The sequence below is a fragment of the Collibacillus ludicampi genome, from assembly GCF_023705585.1.
Classification (GTDB): Bacteria; Bacillota; Bacilli; order Tumebacillales; family BOQE01; genus Collibacillus; species Collibacillus ludicampi.
The window spans coordinates 1,671,627-1,690,039 of record NZ_BOQE01000001.1 but is presented as its reverse complement, the minus strand read 5'-3'; the positions used below and the strand labels follow the sequence as shown (position 1 = coordinate 1,690,039).

The 18,413-nt window shown below is 48.4% G+C and carries 20 protein-coding genes and 1 other annotated feature; all 20 genes read right to left on the bottom strand.

All coding sequences use genetic code 11. The annotated features are described in order from the left end of the window. Positions 1-12: 12 nt before the first annotated feature. Positions 13-3,552: a DNA-directed RNA polymerase subunit beta gene (gene rpoB, locus DNHGIG_RS08465; RefSeq protein WP_282199250.1), complete on the bottom strand. Its 3,540-nt coding sequence runs from the start codon at positions 3,550-3,552 to the stop codon at positions 13-15. Positions 3,553-3,761: 209 nt separating this feature from the next. Next, complete coding sequence (locus tag DNHGIG_RS08460) at positions 3,762-4,376, bottom strand: class I SAM-dependent methyltransferase (protein WP_282199249.1); 615 nt, start codon at positions 4,374-4,376, stop codon at positions 3,762-3,764. A gap of 120 nt (positions 4,377-4,496) precedes the next feature. Beyond that, positions 4,497-4,865 carry a 50S ribosomal protein L7/L12 gene (rplL, locus tag DNHGIG_RS08455; protein ID WP_282199248.1) on the bottom strand — a complete coding sequence of 123 codons (369 nt, stop codon included), beginning with the start codon at positions 4,863-4,865 and terminating at the stop codon, positions 4,497-4,499. Between the two features lie 80 nt (positions 4,866-4,945). Further along, complete coding sequence (gene rplJ, locus DNHGIG_RS08450) at positions 4,946-5,440, bottom strand: 50S ribosomal protein L10 (protein ID WP_282199247.1); 495 nt, start codon at positions 5,438-5,440, stop codon at positions 4,946-4,948. Between the two features lie 22 nt (positions 5,441-5,462). Next, positions 5,463-5,642: a sequence feature (ribosomal protein L10 leader region), on the bottom strand. Between the two features lie 49 nt (positions 5,643-5,691). After that, positions 5,692-6,396 (bottom strand): 50S ribosomal protein L1, encoded by a 705-nt coding sequence (gene rplA / locus DNHGIG_RS08445; RefSeq protein ID WP_282199246.1) that lies wholly within the window; start codon positions 6,394-6,396, stop codon positions 5,692-5,694. 137 nt (positions 6,397-6,533) lie between these two features. Further along, positions 6,534-6,959 (bottom strand): 50S ribosomal protein L11, encoded by a 426-nt coding sequence (gene rplK, locus DNHGIG_RS08440; protein ID WP_282199245.1) that lies wholly within the window; start codon positions 6,957-6,959, stop codon positions 6,534-6,536. 133 nt (positions 6,960-7,092) lie between these two features. Next, complete coding sequence (nusG, locus tag DNHGIG_RS08435) at positions 7,093-7,626, bottom strand: transcription termination/antitermination protein NusG (RefSeq protein ID WP_282199244.1); 534 nt, start codon at positions 7,624-7,626, stop codon at positions 7,093-7,095. A 54-nt stretch (positions 7,627-7,680) separates the two neighbouring features. Next, positions 7,681-7,884, bottom strand: a complete 204-nt coding sequence (gene secE / locus DNHGIG_RS08430) for a preprotein translocase subunit SecE (protein ID WP_282199243.1) — start codon at positions 7,882-7,884, stop codon at positions 7,681-7,683. 29 nt (positions 7,885-7,913) lie between these two features. Next, positions 7,914-8,063: a 50S ribosomal protein L33 gene (rpmG, locus tag DNHGIG_RS08425; RefSeq protein ID WP_282199242.1), complete on the bottom strand. Its 150-nt coding sequence runs from the start codon at positions 8,061-8,063 to the stop codon at positions 7,914-7,916. 220 nt (positions 8,064-8,283) lie between these two features. After that, the gene (gene sigH, locus DNHGIG_RS08420) at positions 8,284-8,931 is read right to left on the bottom strand and encodes an RNA polymerase sporulation sigma factor SigH (protein WP_282199241.1); all 648 of its coding nucleotides are present in this window, start codon (positions 8,929-8,931) and stop codon (positions 8,284-8,286) included. A gap of 89 nt (positions 8,932-9,020) precedes the next feature. Further along, positions 9,021-9,548 (bottom strand): NYN domain-containing protein, encoded by a 528-nt coding sequence (locus DNHGIG_RS08415; RefSeq protein WP_282199240.1) that lies wholly within the window; start codon positions 9,546-9,548, stop codon positions 9,021-9,023. An 18-nt stretch (positions 9,549-9,566) separates the two neighbouring features. Further along, positions 9,567-10,454, bottom strand: a complete 888-nt coding sequence (gene rlmB / locus DNHGIG_RS08410) for a 23S rRNA (guanosine(2251)-2'-O)-methyltransferase RlmB (protein ID WP_282199239.1) — start codon at positions 10,452-10,454, stop codon at positions 9,567-9,569. Beyond that, on the bottom strand, positions 10,451-10,903 hold the full coding sequence (locus tag DNHGIG_RS08405) for a Mini-ribonuclease 3 (protein ID WP_282199238.1): 453 nt from the start codon (positions 10,901-10,903) through the stop codon (positions 10,451-10,453). Before DNHGIG_RS08405 ends, rlmB begins: the two co-directional genes overlap by 4 nt. Before the next feature lie 4 nt (positions 10,904-10,907). After that, positions 10,908-12,296 carry a cysteine--tRNA ligase gene (gene cysS / locus DNHGIG_RS08400; RefSeq protein WP_282199237.1) on the bottom strand — a complete coding sequence of 463 codons (1,389 nt, stop codon included), beginning with the start codon at positions 12,294-12,296 and terminating at the stop codon, positions 10,908-10,910. A gap of 121 nt (positions 12,297-12,417) precedes the next feature. Then, complete coding sequence (gltX, locus tag DNHGIG_RS08395; RefSeq protein ID WP_282199236.1) at positions 12,418-13,857, bottom strand: glutamate--tRNA ligase; 1,440 nt, start codon at positions 13,855-13,857, stop codon at positions 12,418-12,420. 37 nt (positions 13,858-13,894) lie between these two features. Next, positions 13,895-14,371: a 2-C-methyl-D-erythritol 2,4-cyclodiphosphate synthase gene (ispF, locus tag DNHGIG_RS08390; RefSeq protein ID WP_282199235.1), complete on the bottom strand. Its 477-nt coding sequence runs from the start codon at positions 14,369-14,371 to the stop codon at positions 13,895-13,897. 204 nt (positions 14,372-14,575) lie between these two features. Continuing rightward, on the bottom strand, positions 14,576-15,250 hold the full coding sequence (gene ispD, locus DNHGIG_RS08385) for a 2-C-methyl-D-erythritol 4-phosphate cytidylyltransferase (protein ID WP_282199234.1): 675 nt from the start codon (positions 15,248-15,250) through the stop codon (positions 14,576-14,578). 73 nt (positions 15,251-15,323) lie between these two features. Continuing rightward, positions 15,324-16,403 carry a PIN/TRAM domain-containing protein gene (locus DNHGIG_RS08380; RefSeq protein WP_282199233.1) on the bottom strand — a complete coding sequence of 360 codons (1,080 nt, stop codon included), beginning with the start codon at positions 16,401-16,403 and terminating at the stop codon, positions 15,324-15,326. Between the two features lie 132 nt (positions 16,404-16,535). After that, complete coding sequence (gene pssA, locus DNHGIG_RS08375; protein WP_282199232.1) at positions 16,536-17,261, bottom strand: CDP-diacylglycerol--serine O-phosphatidyltransferase; 726 nt, start codon at positions 17,259-17,261, stop codon at positions 16,536-16,538. Positions 17,262-17,333: 72 nt separating this feature from the next. Continuing rightward, positions 17,334-18,413, bottom strand: coding sequence for a DNA integrity scanning diadenylate cyclase DisA (gene disA, locus DNHGIG_RS08370; RefSeq protein WP_282199231.1), 1,080 nt, complete (start codon positions 18,411-18,413; stop codon positions 17,334-17,336).

The window sequence follows — 18,413 nt, the reverse complement described above, 5'->3', positions numbered from 1 at the left end:
GGGCCTACCTCCCTAATCGTTACTTTCAGCGACTTCGTTAGTTTCCAAGTTGAGATTCAACTTTTCGCTCGAATCGTCATCATCATCGCTTTCACGCATGATAATCTCTTGCTCGTCTTCTGAAAGTATCTTTACGTCCATACCCAAGGATTGGAGTTCCTTGATCAAGACTTTGAACGATTCAGGAACACCAGGTTCCGGGACGTTTTCACCTTTGACAATCGCTTCGTATGTTTTCACGCGGCCGACCACATCGTCCGATTTGACGGTGAGAATTTCTTGTAGAGTATAAGCGGCACCATAAGCTTCGAGAGCCCAAACCTCCATCTCCCCGAAACGCTGTCCACCAAATTGCGCCTTACCTCCCAATGGCTGCTGTGTGACAAGGGAGTAAGGTCCAGTGGAACGGGCATGGATCTTATCATCGACAAGATGGTGCAGCTTTAACATGTACATGACACCGACGGTCACCCGGTTTTCAAACGGTTCCCCTGTCCGTCCGTCATAAAGTACCGTTTTACCATCCCGCGGAAGGCCGGCTTCTTCCAACGTATTGAACACGTCGTCTTCTCTAGCCCCGTCAAACACCGGTGTTGCCACATGAATACCGAGCGCTCTCGCCGCCATACCCAAGTGGACTTCCAATACCTGACCGATGTTCATCCGCGACGGGACACCCAACGGATTCAATACGACTTGAACCGGAGTTCCGTCAGGCAGGAACGGCATATCTTCTTCCGGCATGATGCGCGCAACGACACCTTTGTTTCCGTGACGTCCTGCCATCTTGTCACCTTCGGAAATCTTGCGTTTCTGCGCGATATAAACGCGAACCAATTGATTCACGCCCGGCGGGAGTTCATCGCCATTTTCACGGGTGAACACTTTCACATCGACGACGATACCAGCACCTCCATGAGGCACACGCAAAGAAGTGTCTCTCACTTCACGCGCTTTCTCCCCAAAAATCGCATGGAGCAACCGTTCTTCGGCCGTCAATTCCGTGACGCCTTTAGGCGTAACTTTCCCCACCAGAATATCACCAGCTTCAATCTCGGCGCCGATGCGTACGATTCCACGTTCATCCAGATTCTTCAGCGCGTCTTCACCCACATTCGGAATATCCCGTGTGATTTCTTCCGGTCCCAGTTTGGTGTCACGCGCTTCCGATTCATACTCCTCGATATGGATCGATGTGTACACATCTTCTTTCACCAATTTCTCCGACAGCAAAATGGCGTCCTCGTAGTTGTAACCTTCCCATGTCATGAAAGCGACAAGGACATTTTTGCCGATCGCCAGTTCTCCGTTGTCAACCGCAGGACCATCCGCCAAGATGTCACCTTTTTTCACGATGTCTCCTTTTCTAACAGCGGGCCGTTGGTTGATACATGTTCCCTGGTTGGAACGCGCGAATTTTAAAAGTCTATATTTATGCAAATTGCCAGTGATCAGTTTCCCGTCTACTTCTTTTTGTTCGCGCACCCAAATCTCTGAAGCGTCCACTCGTTCAACCACGCCATCGTGCTTGGAAACTACGCATGAACCGGAATCTTTCGCCGCTTTATGTTCCATACCCGTTCCTACAAAAGGAGCCTGCGGAACTAAAAGAGGAACCGCTTGGCGTTGCATGTTCGAACCCATCAGCGCACGGTTCGCGTCGTCGTTCTCCAAAAACGGGATCAGTGCCGTCGCCACGGAAACCACCTGTTTCGGCGAAACGTCTACGTAATCAACCCGGTTTTTCGGAAGAACCACCGTTTCCGAGTTGTAACGTACGATCACGGTATCATCAACGAACGAACCATCTTCGGCGATTTTCACGTTCGCTTGGGCAATCACGTAATTATCTTCTTCATCCGCCGTGAGATAATGGATCTCATTCGTCACTTTGCCCGTTTCCGGATCCACACGGCGATATGGCGTCTCAATAAAGCCGTACTCATTGACCCTCGCATAAGTGGATAGCGAGTTGATCAATCCGATGTTCGGACCTTCCGGCGTTTCGATCGGACACATGCGACCGTAGTGCGAGTAGTGAACGTCGCGCACTTCGAATCCCGCGCGCTCGCGTGTCAAACCGCCAGGTCCCAATGCTGACAGACGGCGTTTGTGTGTCAACTCAGCCAGCGGATTCGTCTGATCCATGAATTGCGAAAGCTGGGAGGAACCGAAAAACTCCTTGATGGCTGCGATCACCGGACGGATGTTTATCAACGCTTGAGGGGTGATCGCGTTCGCATCCTGAATCGACATCCGTTCGCGGACAACGCGCTCCATACGCGAAAGACCGATACGGAACTGGTTTTGCAATAACTCTCCGACCGAACGCAAGCGGCGATTACCGAGGTGATCGATATCATCCGTCGAACCTACACCATATAATAAATTAATAAAGTAAGAGATCGACGCTAAGATATCAGCAGGCGTAATATGTTTGACATTCTTGTCGATGTTGCCGTTGCCAATGACTTTGATCACCTTGCTGTCGTCGTAAGGAGAGAAGATCTTGATCTCTTGTACACGGATCTGCTCCTCTTCCACGACTCCAGAAGCCGCACGGTACTCCACATAATTCACCGACTCTTCCAAAGTCGGCAAAATCTTATCCAAAACACGGCGATCAAGGACTGTACCTGCTTCCGCAAGTATCTCCCCTGTACGCGGATCAACGAGCGTTTCGGCCAAACGCTGGTTCAAAAGTCGATTCTTGATATGTAGTTTTTTATTGATCTTATAGCGTCCTACACTTGCCAGGTCGTAACGTTTCGGATCGAAGAAGCGGGAATATAGCAGGTTACGTGCGTTTTCCAGTGTCGGAGGTTCCCCCGGGCGCAAACGCTCGTAAATCTCGATCAGCGCTTTTTCTGTTGAATCCGTGTTGTCTTTGTCAAGTGTATTGCGCAAATATTCATCTTCACCCAAGACATTTAAAATCTCGGCGTCAGTCGAAAAACCTAACGCACGCAATAGCACCGTCACAGGTATTTTACGGGTGCGGTCGATGCGTACATAAATGACATCTTTCGCATCCGTTTCGAATTCCAGCCAAGCTCCGCGATTGGGAATGACGGTCGCCGTAAATGTTTTCTTGCCATTCTTGTCTGTTTTTGTATTGAAATACACACTAGGTGAACGAACGAGCTGACTCACGATCACTCGTTCCGCTCCGTTGATAACGAACGTACCGGATTCTGTCATCAACGGGAAATCCCCCATGAAAACTTCCTGTTCTTTGACCTCACCCGTTTCACGGTTAATCAGACGAACTTTCACGCGCAAAGGTGCCGCATATGTAACATCACGTTCCTTGCTTTCTTCCACCGAATACTTCGGTTCCCCCAGGCTGTAATCGATGAATTCCAGCACCAGATTCCCCGTGAAATCCGTAATCGGCGAAATATCTTGGAACATTTCCTTAAGCCCTTCATCCAAGAACCACTGGTATGACTTCTGCTGGATTTCAATCAGGTTAGGCAGTTCCAGAACTTCTTGAATACGCGCGTAAGTTCTGCGTTGACGCTTACCGTACTGAACGAGATTTCCCTGCACTTCGGTCACCCCTCATGCCTATTGATCGCCTAGTGTCTAAAAATAAAAAATGGGTCTTGTACAAAGATCCACATTTTTGTAAAGTAAATTCATAGCCTAGCACATGAGCGAAAAAGAAAACACGTATGTAAATGAAACGACAAAAAACCAATCATATTTATTCGGCATTTTATGATAATATCATAAATGGACGCAATTGTCAAAGATACTTATGAAAAATATTTGCTGGGATGTTTTGCCCGCAAGATATGATATCCCGCACTCCGCGCCACATCTTCCACCGTCATGAACAAGCTCTCCAGTTTCTTTTTGGCGGAAGGTGCACCTTGCTTCTTCTGAATCACAATCCACAGCTCGCCCTCTTTTCTCAGATGATCAACCGCTTCCTCAAAGATCTTATGTACGACACGTTTCCCTGCCCGAATCGGCGGGTTTGTCAGAATGCGGTCAAACGTTTCGGAACCCACGGACGTATAGAGATCACTCACCATTGCTTCTGCATTCGTCACTCCGTTTTGCCGAATATTTCGTTTGGCGAGGGAGACCGCGCGCTCATTTACATCCAGCATCAAAACGTGCCCTTCCCGCGCAAGCTTGGCCGCAGCGATCCCGATCGGACCATACCCACATCCCACATCGAGAACCGCCGCATCGACTGGGATCTCCATAGTCTCGATCAGAAGTCTGGATCCGTAATCGATACCGCTTTTTGAGAAGACGCCCGCATCCGTCCAGAACGAAAAATGCATATCGCGGATCGTCACTTGAATAAGGCGCTCATCATGCTTCGTGGCGGGGCGATTCGAATAATAATGATCGGTCATGGAAGTCCCTCCACTTCTCATCATTTCCAAATGATAACACGAATATAAACAGACGATGAGGAAAAAAAGACTCTTGTGGGTTCACAAGAGTCTTTTTCAAAACGACGCAATAGCGCGCGATTACTTGATTTCGACAGAAGCACCTGCTTCTTCGAGTTTTGCTTTGATGCTTTCCGCTTCTTCCTTGGAAACTTTTTCTTTGATCGGTTTCGGAGTGTTGTCCACGATTTCTTTTGCTTCTTTCAGGCCGAGACCCGTGATTTCGCGCACAACTTTGATTACGTTGATCTTGGAAGCGCCAGCACTTGCGAGGATTACGTCAAATTCTGTTTGCTCGTTAGCAGCAGCTTCACCGCCAGCAGCACCACCAGCTACAACAACAGGAGCAGCGGCAGTTACGCCGAATTCCTCTTCGATCGCTTTAACGAGTTCGTTCAGTTCAAGAACGCTCATGCCTTTAATCGCTTCAATGATTTGCTCTTTGGACATATGGATATACCTCCCTGATTTTCGTTTCGCAAATTAGAAATAGAACGTGCTCTAAGTAATCAAGCGAGACTCAAGCGCACTTACGCTTGCTGCTCTTTTTGCTCAGCGATCTGCTTAACCGCATAAGCGAAATTGCGCATAGGCGCTTGAAGAACGCTGAGGAACATGGAGATGAGACCTTCGCGGCTCGGCAGGTTCGCCAGTTGTTTCACCTCATCAAGGCCAACAACACGTCCTTCGACGATACCCGCTTTGATCTCAAGTTCTTTGTGCTCTTTCGCAAAATCATTCAAAATCTTTGCCGGAGCAACGATATCCTCATACGAGAATGCGATCGCTGTCGGACCGGTCAGATATTCATTGATGCCTTCAAACTCTGTTCCTTCGGTAGCACGGCGCGTCAACGTGTTTTTCAACACTTTGAACTCAACGCCCGCTTCGCGAAGCTTCTTGCGAAGCTCTGTCATATCAGCTACAGTCAGCCCGCGATAGTCGGTTACGATCGTGGACTTCGATTCACGCAGCTTCTGAGCGATCTCAGCTACCAATTGAACCTTCTCTTCACGGATACTCATCCTAACACCTCCCATACGACTAACTTGCATGAAAAAAGCCCCCGCAGACACGCGAAGGCTGAGACGTTCCACTCGATCTATAGCGATTCGAAAAGTAACGATCCATGTTACTCACGATCGATCAGGAGACTCTCGAACCTCGGTAGGCGATGATTAAGTGCTCAAGCACACCTACTGTCTGCGGTTCTGCGTATTCATTTATCGCACGCTTGAAATCTTACCACGTAGTTAAACGTGATGTCAAAGCGAAATTACTTGTTTTCAGGAGCTAATTTCTGCAAGTTCACTTTAATGCCAGGTCCCATAGTGGAGCTCAAGGTCACATTGCGGACATACTGGCCTTTTGCCGCTGCAGGCTTCGCTTTGATCAAAGCGTCGATCAATGTGTGGAAGTTCTCCAACAACTTCTGTGTATCAAAGGAAACCTTACCGATCGGCGCATGAATATTACCCGCTTTGTCCACGCGGTATTCGATCTTACCGGCTTTGATTTCTTCAACCGCTTTTTTTACATCGAAAGTAACGGTACCGGTTTTCGGGTTCGGCATAAGCCCTTTCGGACCCAATACGCGACCAAGTTTACCGACGGAAGCCATCATGTCAGGGGTCGCCACAACCACATCAAAGTCGAACCAACCTTGATTGATCTTGTTGATGAGATCTTCATCACCGACATAATCCGCACCTGCGGCTTCCGCTTCCTTCGCTTTTTCACCTTTTGCGAATACGAGTACGCGTGCTACCTTACCTGTGCCATGAGGCAACACAACAGCGCCGCGAACTTGCTGATCCGCTTTCTTCGGATCAACCCCGAGACGAACAGCTACTTCAACCGTTTCGTCAAATTTCGCTTTTGCTGTTTTCTTGACAAGGTCAAGAGCTTCAGCGGGATCATAAACCGCATCTTTATCAATTAACTTGATTGACTCAAGGTATTTTTTCGCCTTGGTTGCCACTTCATTTCCTCCTCATTGTGGTATTTACGGTGAATACCTCCCACTTGTTAGAGGTTGTTCAAAAAGTCGTCCTTTTTGAACACACTCTATAAAGGGTTGGCAGTACGCCAACCCACATCAAAAGCGCAAATCATCCATCAATCAACGACGACGATACCCATGGAACGCGCGGTACCTTCAACCATACGCATCGCAGCTTCAACGCTGGCCGCGTTCAGGTCAGGCATTTTCAGTTCCGCGATTTCGCGCACTTTATCACGTTTGATGGTCGCCACTTTCTTCTTGTTCGGTTCACCAGAACCGGACTCGATGCCCGCCGCTTTCTTCAACAAGACAGCAGCCGGTGGAGTCTTCGTTTCGAAAGTAAAGGAACGATCTTCATAAACGTAAATGACAACAGGTATGATCATGCCCGCTTGGTCAGCCGTGCGAGCGTTAAATTCCTTACAGAAACCCATGATATTAACCTGCGCTTGACCGAGGGCCGGACCAACCGGCGGCGCGGGGGTAGCTTTACCAGCAGGGATCTGGAGTTTAACAACCTTTACTACTTTTTTAGCCACAACGTCCACCTCCTTCTCTCACAATGTGGTATTACGGGACAATCATGCCCTCCCACAGGAAAGTGACTTCCCTACTATAAACAAAGCCTATGCCAATTATGGCTATAGACAAGACTGAAAACAACCTCAATCATTATAATTTCTCGACTTGAGAAAAATCAAGTTCGAGCGGGGTCTCTCGGCCGAACATGGAGACAAGAACCTTCAGCTTCTGCTTATCAGGGTGGATCTCCTCTATACTACCCACGAAGTTCGCAAACGGTCCTTCGACAATCCGTACCGCTTCCTTCAGCCCGAAGTCGACCTTCGGCTTCGCCTCTTCCACGCCCATCTGTTTCAAGATGGCACGCACTTCGCTAGGTAAGAGAGGAGTGGGCTTCGAACCAGCGCCGGATGATCCCACAAATCCGGTCACACCCGGGGTATTGCGCACGACATACCATGAGTCATCGGTCATGATCATCTCTACCAGGACATAACCTGGAAATGTCTTGCGCATAACGGTTTTCTTCTTCCCGTTCTTGACCTCCACTTCCTCTTCCACAGGAACGAGCACGCGGAATATTTTATCCTGCATCTCCATCGACTGAACCCTGCGTTCGAGGTTTGTCTTCACCTTGTTTTCATAGCCGGAATAGGTATGAACCACATACCAATGTTTCTCCATGTTCTCCATCGTTCGAGGGCGGTCGCCCTTCCCCCCTAAAGTGATTGGTAATGATTACCTGGTGCCACCGAGCTTGATGAGTTCGAGAAGCTTGCTGATCCCGAGATCGAATCCGAATATAATGAGAGACATCACAATGACGGTGCTTGTTGTAACCACCGTATATGAGAGTAATTCCTTTCGATTCGGCCAGCGAACACGTTTCAGCTCCCCCCACCCATCCCGGAAGAAGGATATGAGGTTTGCAACTTTACTCATCGTACCACCCCTAGTATCTCGGGGAACCCTTAGCGAGTTTCACGATGAAGAGTATGATGGTTGCAAAACTTACAGTACTTCTTCAGCTCAATGCGATCAGGATTGTTCTTCTTATTTTTCTTGGTGATATAATTGCGCTGTTTGCAATCGGTGCATGCCAAGATCACATTCACACGCATCTATGACACCTCCTAGTCAGGATGCTCTCATTCCGAGGGTTGTCCTTTACATACGAATACCTAAATAAATTTAGCACACGAGAGCTTTGATGTCAACTGCCTCTGGCGTTTCATCATAGAGCGGCATTTGAAAATTCTTGCATGACCATCCATCAAGTATAAACAAAAAGAAGCCGATCTAAACCGGCTCCTTCAAGAGCGAACGATTCTCTTCCTCTCATCAATTGACATCTCGAACTTCCAAGTAGCGTTCCAATTTCCGCTTCACACGTTGTAAAGCGTTATCGATCGACTTCACATGACGATTCAAATCAACGGCGATCTCCTGATAGGAACGCCCATCCAAATAAAGCATCAAGACTTTGCGCTCGAGATCGCTCAGGATCTCCCCCATCTTCACTTCAATGTCATCAAACTCTTCCTGATTGATGATCAACTCTTCCGGATCGGTGACGCGAGTCCCCGAAATGACATCCAACAATGTTCGATCCGAATCTTCTTCATAGATGGGCTTGTCCAATGAAACGTATGAATTCAAGGGGATGTGTTTCTGCCGGGTAGCGGTCTTGATAGCAGTTATAATCTGGCGAGTAATGCACAATTCAGCGAATGCTTTGAATGAGGCCAATTTATCGTCACGAAAATCGCGAATAGACTTGTAAAGTCCGATCATACCTTCTTGAACAATATCCTCGCGATCGGCGCCAATCAAGAAATATGAACGGGCTTTCGCGCGGACAAAATTCTTATACTTATGAATCAGATAATCCAGCGCTTCCTCGTCCCCGTTATGCACTGCCTCGACTAGGTCCTCATCGGACATCGCATCAAGATCATATACTTGACTTGTTGTCGCGTTGCTTACCAATGCTCATCCCTCCGAACCTAGGCGATAGGTCACCAATATAACCGTATTATACATGATGTTTTCTTCAAGGGTCAATAAGCCTCAACGTGCTAATCCTTCTTACGGCGCCATTTTTCCAGGATCAAAGCGACATCGGGCGCCAGCACGTCACTGACGGTCGTTCGTTTAGACTGCTGGTTTTTCGTTTTATCCCGTATCTTTTCTTGAATCGCCTTCTCCGCTTCCTTCACCAACACCTGCAATTCGTTCGCCGATATACGCAAAGCACCCCCGCCAAATGTGACTTGCTGCTCCGTATAATCGGATGTAGCTACATATATGCGCGCTTTCTTCTTTTCCGCTTCATAGACCAGCCGCTCGATCATCTCGTCGGCTGTTTCATTTTGATTGGTGTAAATGACGCGCACCCCGCCGATCTTCTCCGAAGTGCCCAGGCTGCCCGTTTGGTGCGCGTCGAAAACAACGATCACCTCTCTGCCGGTGAACGCTTTGTATTCTTTCAGGATGTCAATCAGCCGTTCGCGTGCCAGTTCCAGGTTTTCTTTCTTCAGTTCTACAAGCGCACTCCATGCCCCTATAATGTTATACCCGTCGACGATCAAAACTTCTTTCATCATCCGCGCCGTTTCGTTTCATCATCTACCCGGAGTATTCCCGCGCTGCCGAAGAATTTCATAAAGCAAGATCCCCGTAGCAACGCTCGCATTCAATGATTGAACAGAGCCTACCATCGGTAGACGCACTAGAAAATCGCAGCGTTTCTTGACCACTTCTCCAAGCCCCTTGCCTTCGTTACCGATCACGACCGCAAGCGGGATATTCAAGTCTGCTTGCGTATACAGCTGAGGCGCATCGACATCGGTTCCTACGACCCAGAATCCTGCTTTCTTCAAAGTTTCGAGGGCTTGTCCGATATTGCCGACACGCGCCACCGGCATATGTTCAATCGCTCCTGCTGAAGCTTTCGCCACAGTCGCTGTCAAGGGAACGGCCCGGCGTTTGGGAATCACCACTCCGTGCGCTCCAGCTCCTTCTGCCGTGCGCAAAATGGAGCCAAAGTTGTATGGATCCTCGATTTCATCGAGAATCACAAGCAATCCCGGACGCTCCGACCGTGACGCCCGTTCAATGAGCGTCGCCAGTTCTACATATTCTTTGGCCGCCAAGTAGGCGATGATCCCCTGATGGTTGCGGCTTTGGGCGATCGTCTCCAGCTTCGCCCGCGGAACGCGTTGTATGACGATGCCCCGCTCTCGCGCGACCGCCAGGATTTCCGCCGCCGAACCTTTGTCGGCACCTTCCGCTACGAGGATTTTGTTGATCTCCCTTCCCGCTTTCAACGCCTCGAGAACGGGGTGGCGCCCTTCGAGCTGTTCGGGATTTTCTTCAACAGCTCCTTGCTCCAATTCCAAAAAACGTTTCCCGTTATCCCGTTCTTTGTTCGAATGCCGCGCACCGCGAACATGACCGCGCGAAGCCGCATGTCTCGTCTCTCTATTTTGACTGATTGATCTTGTCCTCATGCTGGTCCATTCCTCTCTTTTGATAACCGTTCATCAAGCCAAGCGATCGAACGCTCAGCCAACTCCAAAATCCGTTCATGACGGTTTTTAAGATAGAGATATCCCAATAAACTCTCGAATCCCGTAGCCATGCGATACTCAGAAATATCTGCGTTTTTGGGAACGGAACCCGATTTCGCATTGCGTCCCCGGCGCATAACCGACCTTTCTTCTTCTGTCAATTCCGGTAAAAGATGATGCGCCACATCCGCCTGCGCTTTGGCTCTCACGTAGGCGGTCGCCCTTTTATGCAGGCGGTCCGGCTTCATTTCGTTTTGCGCAAGGAGGTGGCGCCTGATGATGAGATCCCATACGGTGTCGCCGATATAAGCGAGTGCCAGCCCCGGTATCTCTTCCGGTTTTTTAATTTCTTCTCCCGGCAAGGAAAAAATTTCTCCGTAGTGCGTCATTCTTTCACTTCCGCTTCCATCGTACTCCTTGGGGGGTGTCTTCTAACAGTATCCCCATTTCCGCCAATTGATCGCGAATTCGGTCAGCTCGCGTCCAGTCTTTCTTTTTGCGCGCTTCATTGCGCTCCGCGATCAAGCGCTCGATTTCTTCATCGAGTGAAACATCTTTTTTCGCAAGCGGGAAGCCCAATACATCCATGAAGGTCACGAGAAGCGAATGATAAGCCTCGACGAATGCTCGATGGGGATGCTCGGCATCCATCTTCGTATTCGCATCCCGCACGAGATCAAAAATGACGCTGATCGCATCCGCCGTATTGAAGTCATCATCCATCGCTTCTTCAAAGCGCTCCCGGTATCCTTCCACAACAACTGTATCAGGGTCGTCTGCGGTAGCGCGGTCTAACCAGTATGTGAGTTTCTCATAGCAGGTTTGAATGCGCTGCAGTCCTTGTTCCGCTTGTTGCAGCAATTCCTCGCTAAAATTAAGCGGGTTGCGGTAATGTGCGGAAAGCAGAAAGAAGCGCAACACAGATGGATCGTATTGGTTGACCAGATCCCTGACTGTCAAGAAATTTCCTGCCGATTTCGACATCTTCTCATTGCGTATATTGACAAAACCATTATGCAACCAATAACGGGCAAAGGGAGCTTCATTGGCGCCTTCCGATTGGGCGATCTCATTTTCATGATGAGGGAAAATAAGATCATGCCCGCCCGCATGGATGTCGAACGTAACACCTAAGTATTTGCGGCTCATCGCTGAACATTCGATATGCCATCCGGGACGTCCTTTTCCCCACGGAGAATCCCAAGCGATTTCCCCCGGCTTGGCAGCTTTCCAGAGAGCAAAGTCAAGCGGATTTCTTTTTTTCTCACTGACTTCGATTCGTGCACCCGATTGCAAATCTTCGATCGATTGCTTGGAAAGCTTACCGTATTCCTGAAAAGTTTCCGTCGCGTAATAGACATCCCCGTCGACGACATACGCATGCCCTTTACTGATCAATTCTTCGATCATTTTTATGATTTCATTCATGTTCTCCGTTACGCGCGGGTGGGCAGTCGCCCGTTTGACCCCTAACTTGTCCGCGTCCTCAAAGTAAGAAGCGATAAACCTGTTCGCGACTTCAAGTGGGGACATACCTGTCTCGTTGGCAGTACGGATGATCTTGTCATCCACGTCCGTGAAATTTTGTATATATTCTACGCTGAAACCGCGATATTCAAGATATCTGCGAATGGCATCAAAGACGACAAAACAACGGGCATTCCCTATATGGAAATAGTTATATACCGTTGGCCCACAGACATACATCCGGACTTTTCCAGGTTCCATGGGAATAAACTCTTCTTTTCGGCGTGTCATTGTGTTGTAAAGCTGAATCGCCATCGGGCGACCTCCTCGCTTGCATATTTCTCTGTATACGACTATGTTTCCCTGCATGAGCCGTGTAACGTTTGGAGAATTCATATGCTAAAAAGCCGCCTCCCCAATCGGAGACGGCACTACGTTACAAAAGTTTCTTCAGTCGGTTGAGCACTTTTTCTTTGCCTAAAAGGAAGAGGGAAGAATTCAGGTCAGGCCCGTGCACTTGTCCCGTCGCGGCGACACGCACGGTCATAAAAAGCGGACGGCCTTTGTATCCAGTCTCTTTTTGCACTTGTTTCAAAGCGGTTTTGATCGCTTCGATGCTCCATGTTTCCACATTCTCTAACTGTGCCACAAAAGCCGACAAGACAATGGGAACCTGTTCTTCTTGCAAAACGTCTGCCGCTTCCCCTTTGTATTCAATCTCATCGGCGAAAAACATGGATGCCAGTTTCGGCAGTTCCGAAACGCAAGTCATTTGCTCTTTGAAAAGGGAAACGAGCAGTGTGACCCACTCTCTGTCAAACGTTTCCCCAATAAAGCCAGCCTGTTGCAAATAGGGTATGCTCATCTCCACAATTCGTTCCAAATCGGCCTCTTTGATATAGTGCCCATTCATCCATTGCAGTTTCTGTGTATCAAAAATCGCGCCCGACTTATTCACGCGATCGAGAGAGAAAAGCTGAATCAACTCTTCTTTCGAGAAGATCTCTTGCTCCCCGCCCGGAGACCATCCCAAAAGCGCAAGGAAGTTCACGATCGCTTCCGGCAAATACCCAAGTTCGCGATATTGGGATACAAACTGGATAATCGATTCATCCCGTTTGGAAAGTTTCTTGCCATCTTCGTTTAATATCAAGGAAAGGTGCGCGAATTCAGGGATTTCCCAGCCGAATGCCTGATAGACCAACACTTGTCGCGGCGTGTTGGAAAGGTGCTCTTCCCCGCGGACAACCAACGTGATATCCATGAGATGATCATCGATAACCACCTGGAAGTTGTATGTGGGAATGCCATCCGATTTAACGATCACGAAATCGCCAATGCCGTCCGATTCAAATTGCACTTCACCGCGAATGTGATCGCGGATGGTGATGATTTGTCCTTCAGGCACACGGAAGCGGATCGTCTTCTTCCGACCTTCTAGCTCAAACGCTTGTTTCTGTTCTTCCGTCAGATGACGGCATCTGCCCATATAACGCGGCATTTGCCCTTTCGCCAACAATTCTTCTCTTTCACGTTCCAGTTCTTCTTCCGTACAATAACAATAATAGGCCTTGTTTTCCTTCAGGAGTTGATCTACATACTGTTTGTAGATCGGCAAACGTTCCATGCAACGGTATGGGGCATGCGGGCCACCGATGTCTTCTCCTTCATCCCAATCGATGCCTAACCAGCGCAACTCGTCATAAAATTTTCCGGCAGCCCCTTCCACGTTGCGCGCTTGATCCGTATCTTCAATACGCAGAATAAACTGACCGCCCATTTTGCGGGCATACAGGTAGTTGAACAAAGCGGTTCTTGCCCCGCCGATATGTAAATGTCCCGTCGGACTTGGTGCATAACGTAAACGAACAGACACGTCACATGTCTCCTTTCTCAACCTGACGTTTAGTATATCATATTTTGACAAGCAACACGACAGCCTGTGCTGCAATCCCTTCTTCCCGACCGGTAAAACCGAGCTTTTCTGTCGTCGTCGCTTTCACATTGATCTGTTCCAGGTCGGCCTCCAGTTCGCGTGCGAGTACACCTCTCATTTCATCAATGTAAGGGCGGAGTTTCGGTTTCTGGGCAATGACTGTACAATCGAGATTTCCTAATCGATAGCCCTTCTCTTTCACCATGGTCCAAACTTGCGCCAGTAAATGAACGGAGTTGGCGCCGCTAAACCGTTCATCCGTATCCGGAAAATGGTACCCGATATCGCCCAAAGCCAAGGCGCCGAGCAAGGCATCCGTCACTGCATGGAGCAATACATCCGCGTCCGAATGACCTAAGAGTCCTCTGTCATGCGGGATCGTGACACCACCGATGATCAAGGGCCTTCCTTCTGCAAATGCATGAACATCAAAGCCGGTTCCGATGCGAAACATCATTTTACCCCCTCTAAAATCTGTGCTTATCGCTTTGTAATCGATCGTGGAACGACATTCACCTCTGTGCAGTCAAACGATACAAACCACCTGAAAGTTACACGCACTCAAGTGATCTTTCAGCTCCAGACCTCACCCTGCAGTATTTCGCCCAAAACTTCATTTGCGGCAGAGGGCGATCAAAGAGATCTATGAGTCATCGAATCAACTCTGCAAAAACGCTTCGGCAATGACCAAGTCTTCCGGGGTTGTGATTTTAATGTTACGGTATGACCCCGGAATAATGGCAACAGGTTTCCCCAACCATTCGATCAAACTGGCATCATCAGTCACCTGAACTCCCTCTGCCAATGCTTGATGATGAGCCTCTCGCAACAGCGAGGGATGAAAAGCTTGCGGAGTTTGTATAGCAAAGAGCTTGTGCCGTGGCAATGTGCGTACCACCGTACCGTTCTCCACTTCTTTGATCGTATCCTTGACTGGAGTTCCCAGCGTCGCGGCACCCGTCTGCCACGCTGCTTCGATCACATTCCTTACCTCTTCGGCATTGACGAAAGGTCTTGCCGCGTCGTGCACGAGCAGAACGTCCGTATCTTCCGAGATGGCGGCAAGGCCGCATCGCACAGAATCTTGTCTTTCCGCACCGCCCGAAACGAGTTGAAATGATCCGTACATATGCTTACGGATCAACTCTTCTGCATAGGTTCTATCTTCCCCTGCCGTGACCACCACGAATCGTTCGATCAGGTCACATGTTTGTAATGCCCGGAGAGTATGTATGAGTAAAGGAACCCCTTGTAAACGTATATAAGGTTTCTTTGTTTCGCTTCTCATGCGCGAACCTGATCCTGCAGCCACAACGATCGCTTCTACTCGCACGTTCTTCCTCCTCCAACGTTACATGCATGCAAAAGGCCGGGCGCCCGTGTCCCGACCTCTTGATCTGTTTCTATTATAAAGCTTGTGCTTTTTCCAACAGTTTCGGTTTGGCAAAGATCATGCGCCCCGCAGAGGTTTGCAACACACTGGTCACGAGCACTTCAAGCCGTGAACCAATAAACTCTCTGCCACCCTCAACCACGATCATGGTGCCGTCGTCGAGATAACCGACACCTTGACCGAATTCCTTGCCGTCTTTAATCACTTGAACGATGATCTCTTCCCCCGGAAGCACCACCGGTTTGACCGCGTTGGCTAAATCGTTGATATTCAATACAGGAACGCCTTGCAATTCACAAACCTTGTTCAAGTTAAAATCGTTTGTGACGACCTTCCCCGAAATCTGTTTTGCGAGACGAACCAATTTGCTGTCGACCTCTTGAATTTCCTCAAAGTCGATCTCCAAGACCTGAACGCGCACACTTTTTTGTTCTTTGCGTATTTTGTTCAGAATATCGAGTCCTCTTCTTCCGCGATTGCGCTTTAACACATCGGAAGAATCCGCGATATGCTGCAGTTCCTCCAGAACGAAAGAGGGGATCACAAGCGTACCGTCCAAGAATCCGGTTTCCACAATATCAGCAATGCGGCCATCGATGATCACGCTGGTATCAAGAATCTTGGCATCATTGATTTTCGCCTTCTCTTTTCCTTTCTCCCTGTTGACGAACTTCAAAGAGAACAAACCGACCAACTCTTCACGTTTCGTGAAACAGATGCGGAAACCAAGATAGGCGAGAAACACGCTCGCAAAGATCTGCACCACCGGTCCCACTACGGGAATCATGCCAATCGCAGGTGCCAATAAATATGCCACTATAAGTCCAACAATCAAACCGATCACACCAGCGAAAACATCCTGAAGTGGTGTTTTCAAGATCTTCTCTTCGAACCAGCGTATCAGCGAAACACTATAATCTGCCATCCATGAAGTAGCGAAGAAAAACAAGATTCCTCCAAGTGCCGCGCCAAAAATCGAATTGGAAAATGGCGATTGTTTCAATTGTATCCATGCAAACAAACTTGGTGCAAATTTATAACCCAGTACGATGCCGATTACAGCAAAAAAGATATGAATGATCCGTTTCAGCACATCGTCACCTCCTAATATACAATTATAGACAAGAAACCTGGAAGAGAAACGTATATATACAGATTGTCACGAACTTTTAATATAAGGAATAAGTGTGAAAGAAAGACAACCCAAAGTGGGTTGTCTTTCCTGTCACTTCGCGATCGATTCATATGGGTCTTCTAGCTGATCCCGTTGTTTTCTGCGTTTTTTCCTAACGTTTTTTTTTAGTCCGTAAAGCGCATAGAGCGCCAACGGCAAGAACACCAAACGGGACGCTTCATTCGGATATACTTTGAAAACAAAGATCACAAAAGCAAGAATAACGGGAACGACGATAAACGCCGATTTCGGTATCCCGACTTTCTTGAAATTGGGATATTTAATATTGGAGATCATCAAGTATGCAAGACCAACCATGGCAAGCGGCAAGACCAATTCAGGCTTTGGGATCAGATTGTTATACAAAGCCATCGTCGCCAACGCGCCGCCCGCTGCAGTGATAGGCAAACCTACAAAATAGTTCGTTGTGCCCGTCATTACATTAAATCGGGCCAATCGAAGAGCCCCACAGATCGGAAATAGTGCCGTAATCACCATCCCGACCCACCCCAAGCTCGAAAGGATGACCCCATACATGATAAAAGCGGGAGCCACTCCGAAAGAGATGACGTCAGACAGCGAATCCAACTCTTTCCCGAAGTCACTTTGCGCATTCAACATGCGCGCCACCCGCCCATCGAGCCCGTCGAGCAACATACCGATGATCACAACCAGTGCCGCATACGTTTGACGTCCTTGAAACGCAAGAATGATAGATATGATGCCGAGAAACAGGTTTCCCAGAGTGAACACACTGGGTAATGCCCGAGCAATCATGTAGTTACCTCCCTGTAATGAGAGCAATTGAATTCGTATATCACGTCATATATCTCTATATAATAATTCATATTATATATGTCTGTCAATCAAAGCCTGTTCTTGCAAGCGCCTGAGGCCTTCCTTAATCGCACGTGCCCGCACTTCACCGATTCCTTCTACATCATCCAATTGCTCGATCGAGGCTCTGAGAATACGGGGTAATGTCTGAAACGTTCCTACAAGGTTTTCGATCACCGGCTGGGGCAAACGGGGGATTTTGCTCAATATACGATACCCGCGCGGCGGGGCGATTTCTTCAGTGATATTCACATTTCCCGTGTATCCAAGCACGCGTACCAACGTCAAACTTTCCAGCAGTTCTTCGGAAGTAAGACTGTGCAAATGTGTCAAGATCTGATGCGGTGTCGTTTCTGACATATCCTTGCAATAGTCTTTTACGAGCAAATAGGCTTCCTCATCCACCTTGGACACCAATTCTTCCAATTGCATGGAAATGAGGCGTCCCTCGGTTCCCAACTCTGTAATATATCTTCGAATTTCCGATTTTATGCGCAAAACCATTTCAATTCGTTGAATCACCATGGCGACCTCATGTAAAGTCACCATTTCTTCAAATTCGAGTGCACTTAAATTCGTCAAAGCCTGATCGAGCACAGACTTATATTTCTCCAACGTATTAATCGCTTGGTTTGCCTTTGTTAAAATCACTCCGATATCTTTCAATGTATAACGGAAGTTCGACTGGTACAAAGTAATGACGTCGCGGCGTTGTGAAATGCAGACCACAAGATGTCCCGTCTGCCGCGCCACCCGTTCCGCGGTACGATGGCGAGTTCCCGTCTCAAAGGAAGGAATGGAAGGATCCGGATTCAATTGAGTATTCGCATAAAGGATCCGCTTCCCGTCTTCACTCAAGATGATGGCTCCATCCATTTTCGCCAATTCGTATAAGGCGGCGGCCGTAAACTCACAGTTGATCGAAAAACCGCCGTCTACAATCTCCATGACCTGAGGGGAATTCCCGATGACGATCAAAGCCCCCGTTTTCGCCCGCAAAACATTCTCTAATCCTTCGCGCAAAGCGGTTCCAGGTGCGATGAAACGCAAAATCTTATTGATCATGTTTTCTTTCTTTAAATCTTCCCGCAT

What these genes read in the sequence shown, in the direction of transcription:
- DNHGIG_RS08460 (WP_282199249.1), bottom strand. Translation starts at nt 4,376, where the DNA reads ATGACCGATCATTATTATTCGAATCGCCCCGCCACGAAGCATGATGAG.
- rplL (WP_282199248.1), bottom strand. Translation starts at nt 4,865, where the DNA reads ATGTCCAAAGAGCAAATCATTGAAGCGATTAAAGGCATGAGCGTTCTT.
- rplJ (WP_282199247.1), bottom strand. Translation starts at nt 5,440, where the DNA reads ATGAGTATCCGTGAAGAGAAGGTTCAATTGGTAGCTGAGATCGCTCAG.
- nusG (WP_282199244.1), bottom strand. Translation starts at nt 7,626, where the DNA reads ATGGAGAAACATTGGTATGTGGTTCATACCTATTCCGGCTATGAAAAC.
- secE (WP_282199243.1), bottom strand. Translation starts at nt 7,884, where the DNA reads ATGAGTAAAGTTGCAAACCTCATATCCTTCTTCCGGGATGGGTGGGGG.
- rpmG (WP_282199242.1), bottom strand. Translation starts at nt 8,063, where the DNA reads ATGCGTGTGAATGTGATCTTGGCATGCACCGATTGCAAACAGCGCAAT.
- DNHGIG_RS08415 (WP_282199240.1), bottom strand. Translation starts at nt 9,548, where the DNA reads ATGATGAAAGAAGTTTTGATCGTCGACGGGTATAACATTATAGGGGCA.
- rlmB (WP_282199239.1), bottom strand. Translation starts at nt 10,454, where the DNA reads ATGAGGACAAGATCAATCAGTCAAAATAGAGAGACGAGACATGCGGCT.
- DNHGIG_RS08405 (WP_282199238.1), bottom strand. Translation starts at nt 10,903, where the DNA reads ATGACGCACTACGGAGAAATTTTTTCCTTGCCGGGAGAAGAAATTAAA.
- cysS (WP_282199237.1), bottom strand. Translation starts at nt 12,296, where the DNA reads ATGGCGATTCAGCTTTACAACACAATGACACGCCGAAAAGAAGAGTTT.
- ispF (WP_282199235.1), bottom strand. Translation starts at nt 14,371, where the DNA reads ATGTTTCGCATCGGAACCGGCTTTGATGTTCATGCATTTGCAGAAGGA.
- pssA (WP_282199232.1), bottom strand. Translation starts at nt 17,261, where the DNA reads ATGATTGCTCGGGCATTACCCAGTGTGTTCACTCTGGGAAACCTGTTT.
- disA (WP_282199231.1), bottom strand. Translation starts at nt 18,413, where the DNA reads ATGCGGGAAGATTTAAAGAAAGAAAACATGATCAATAAGATTTTGCGT.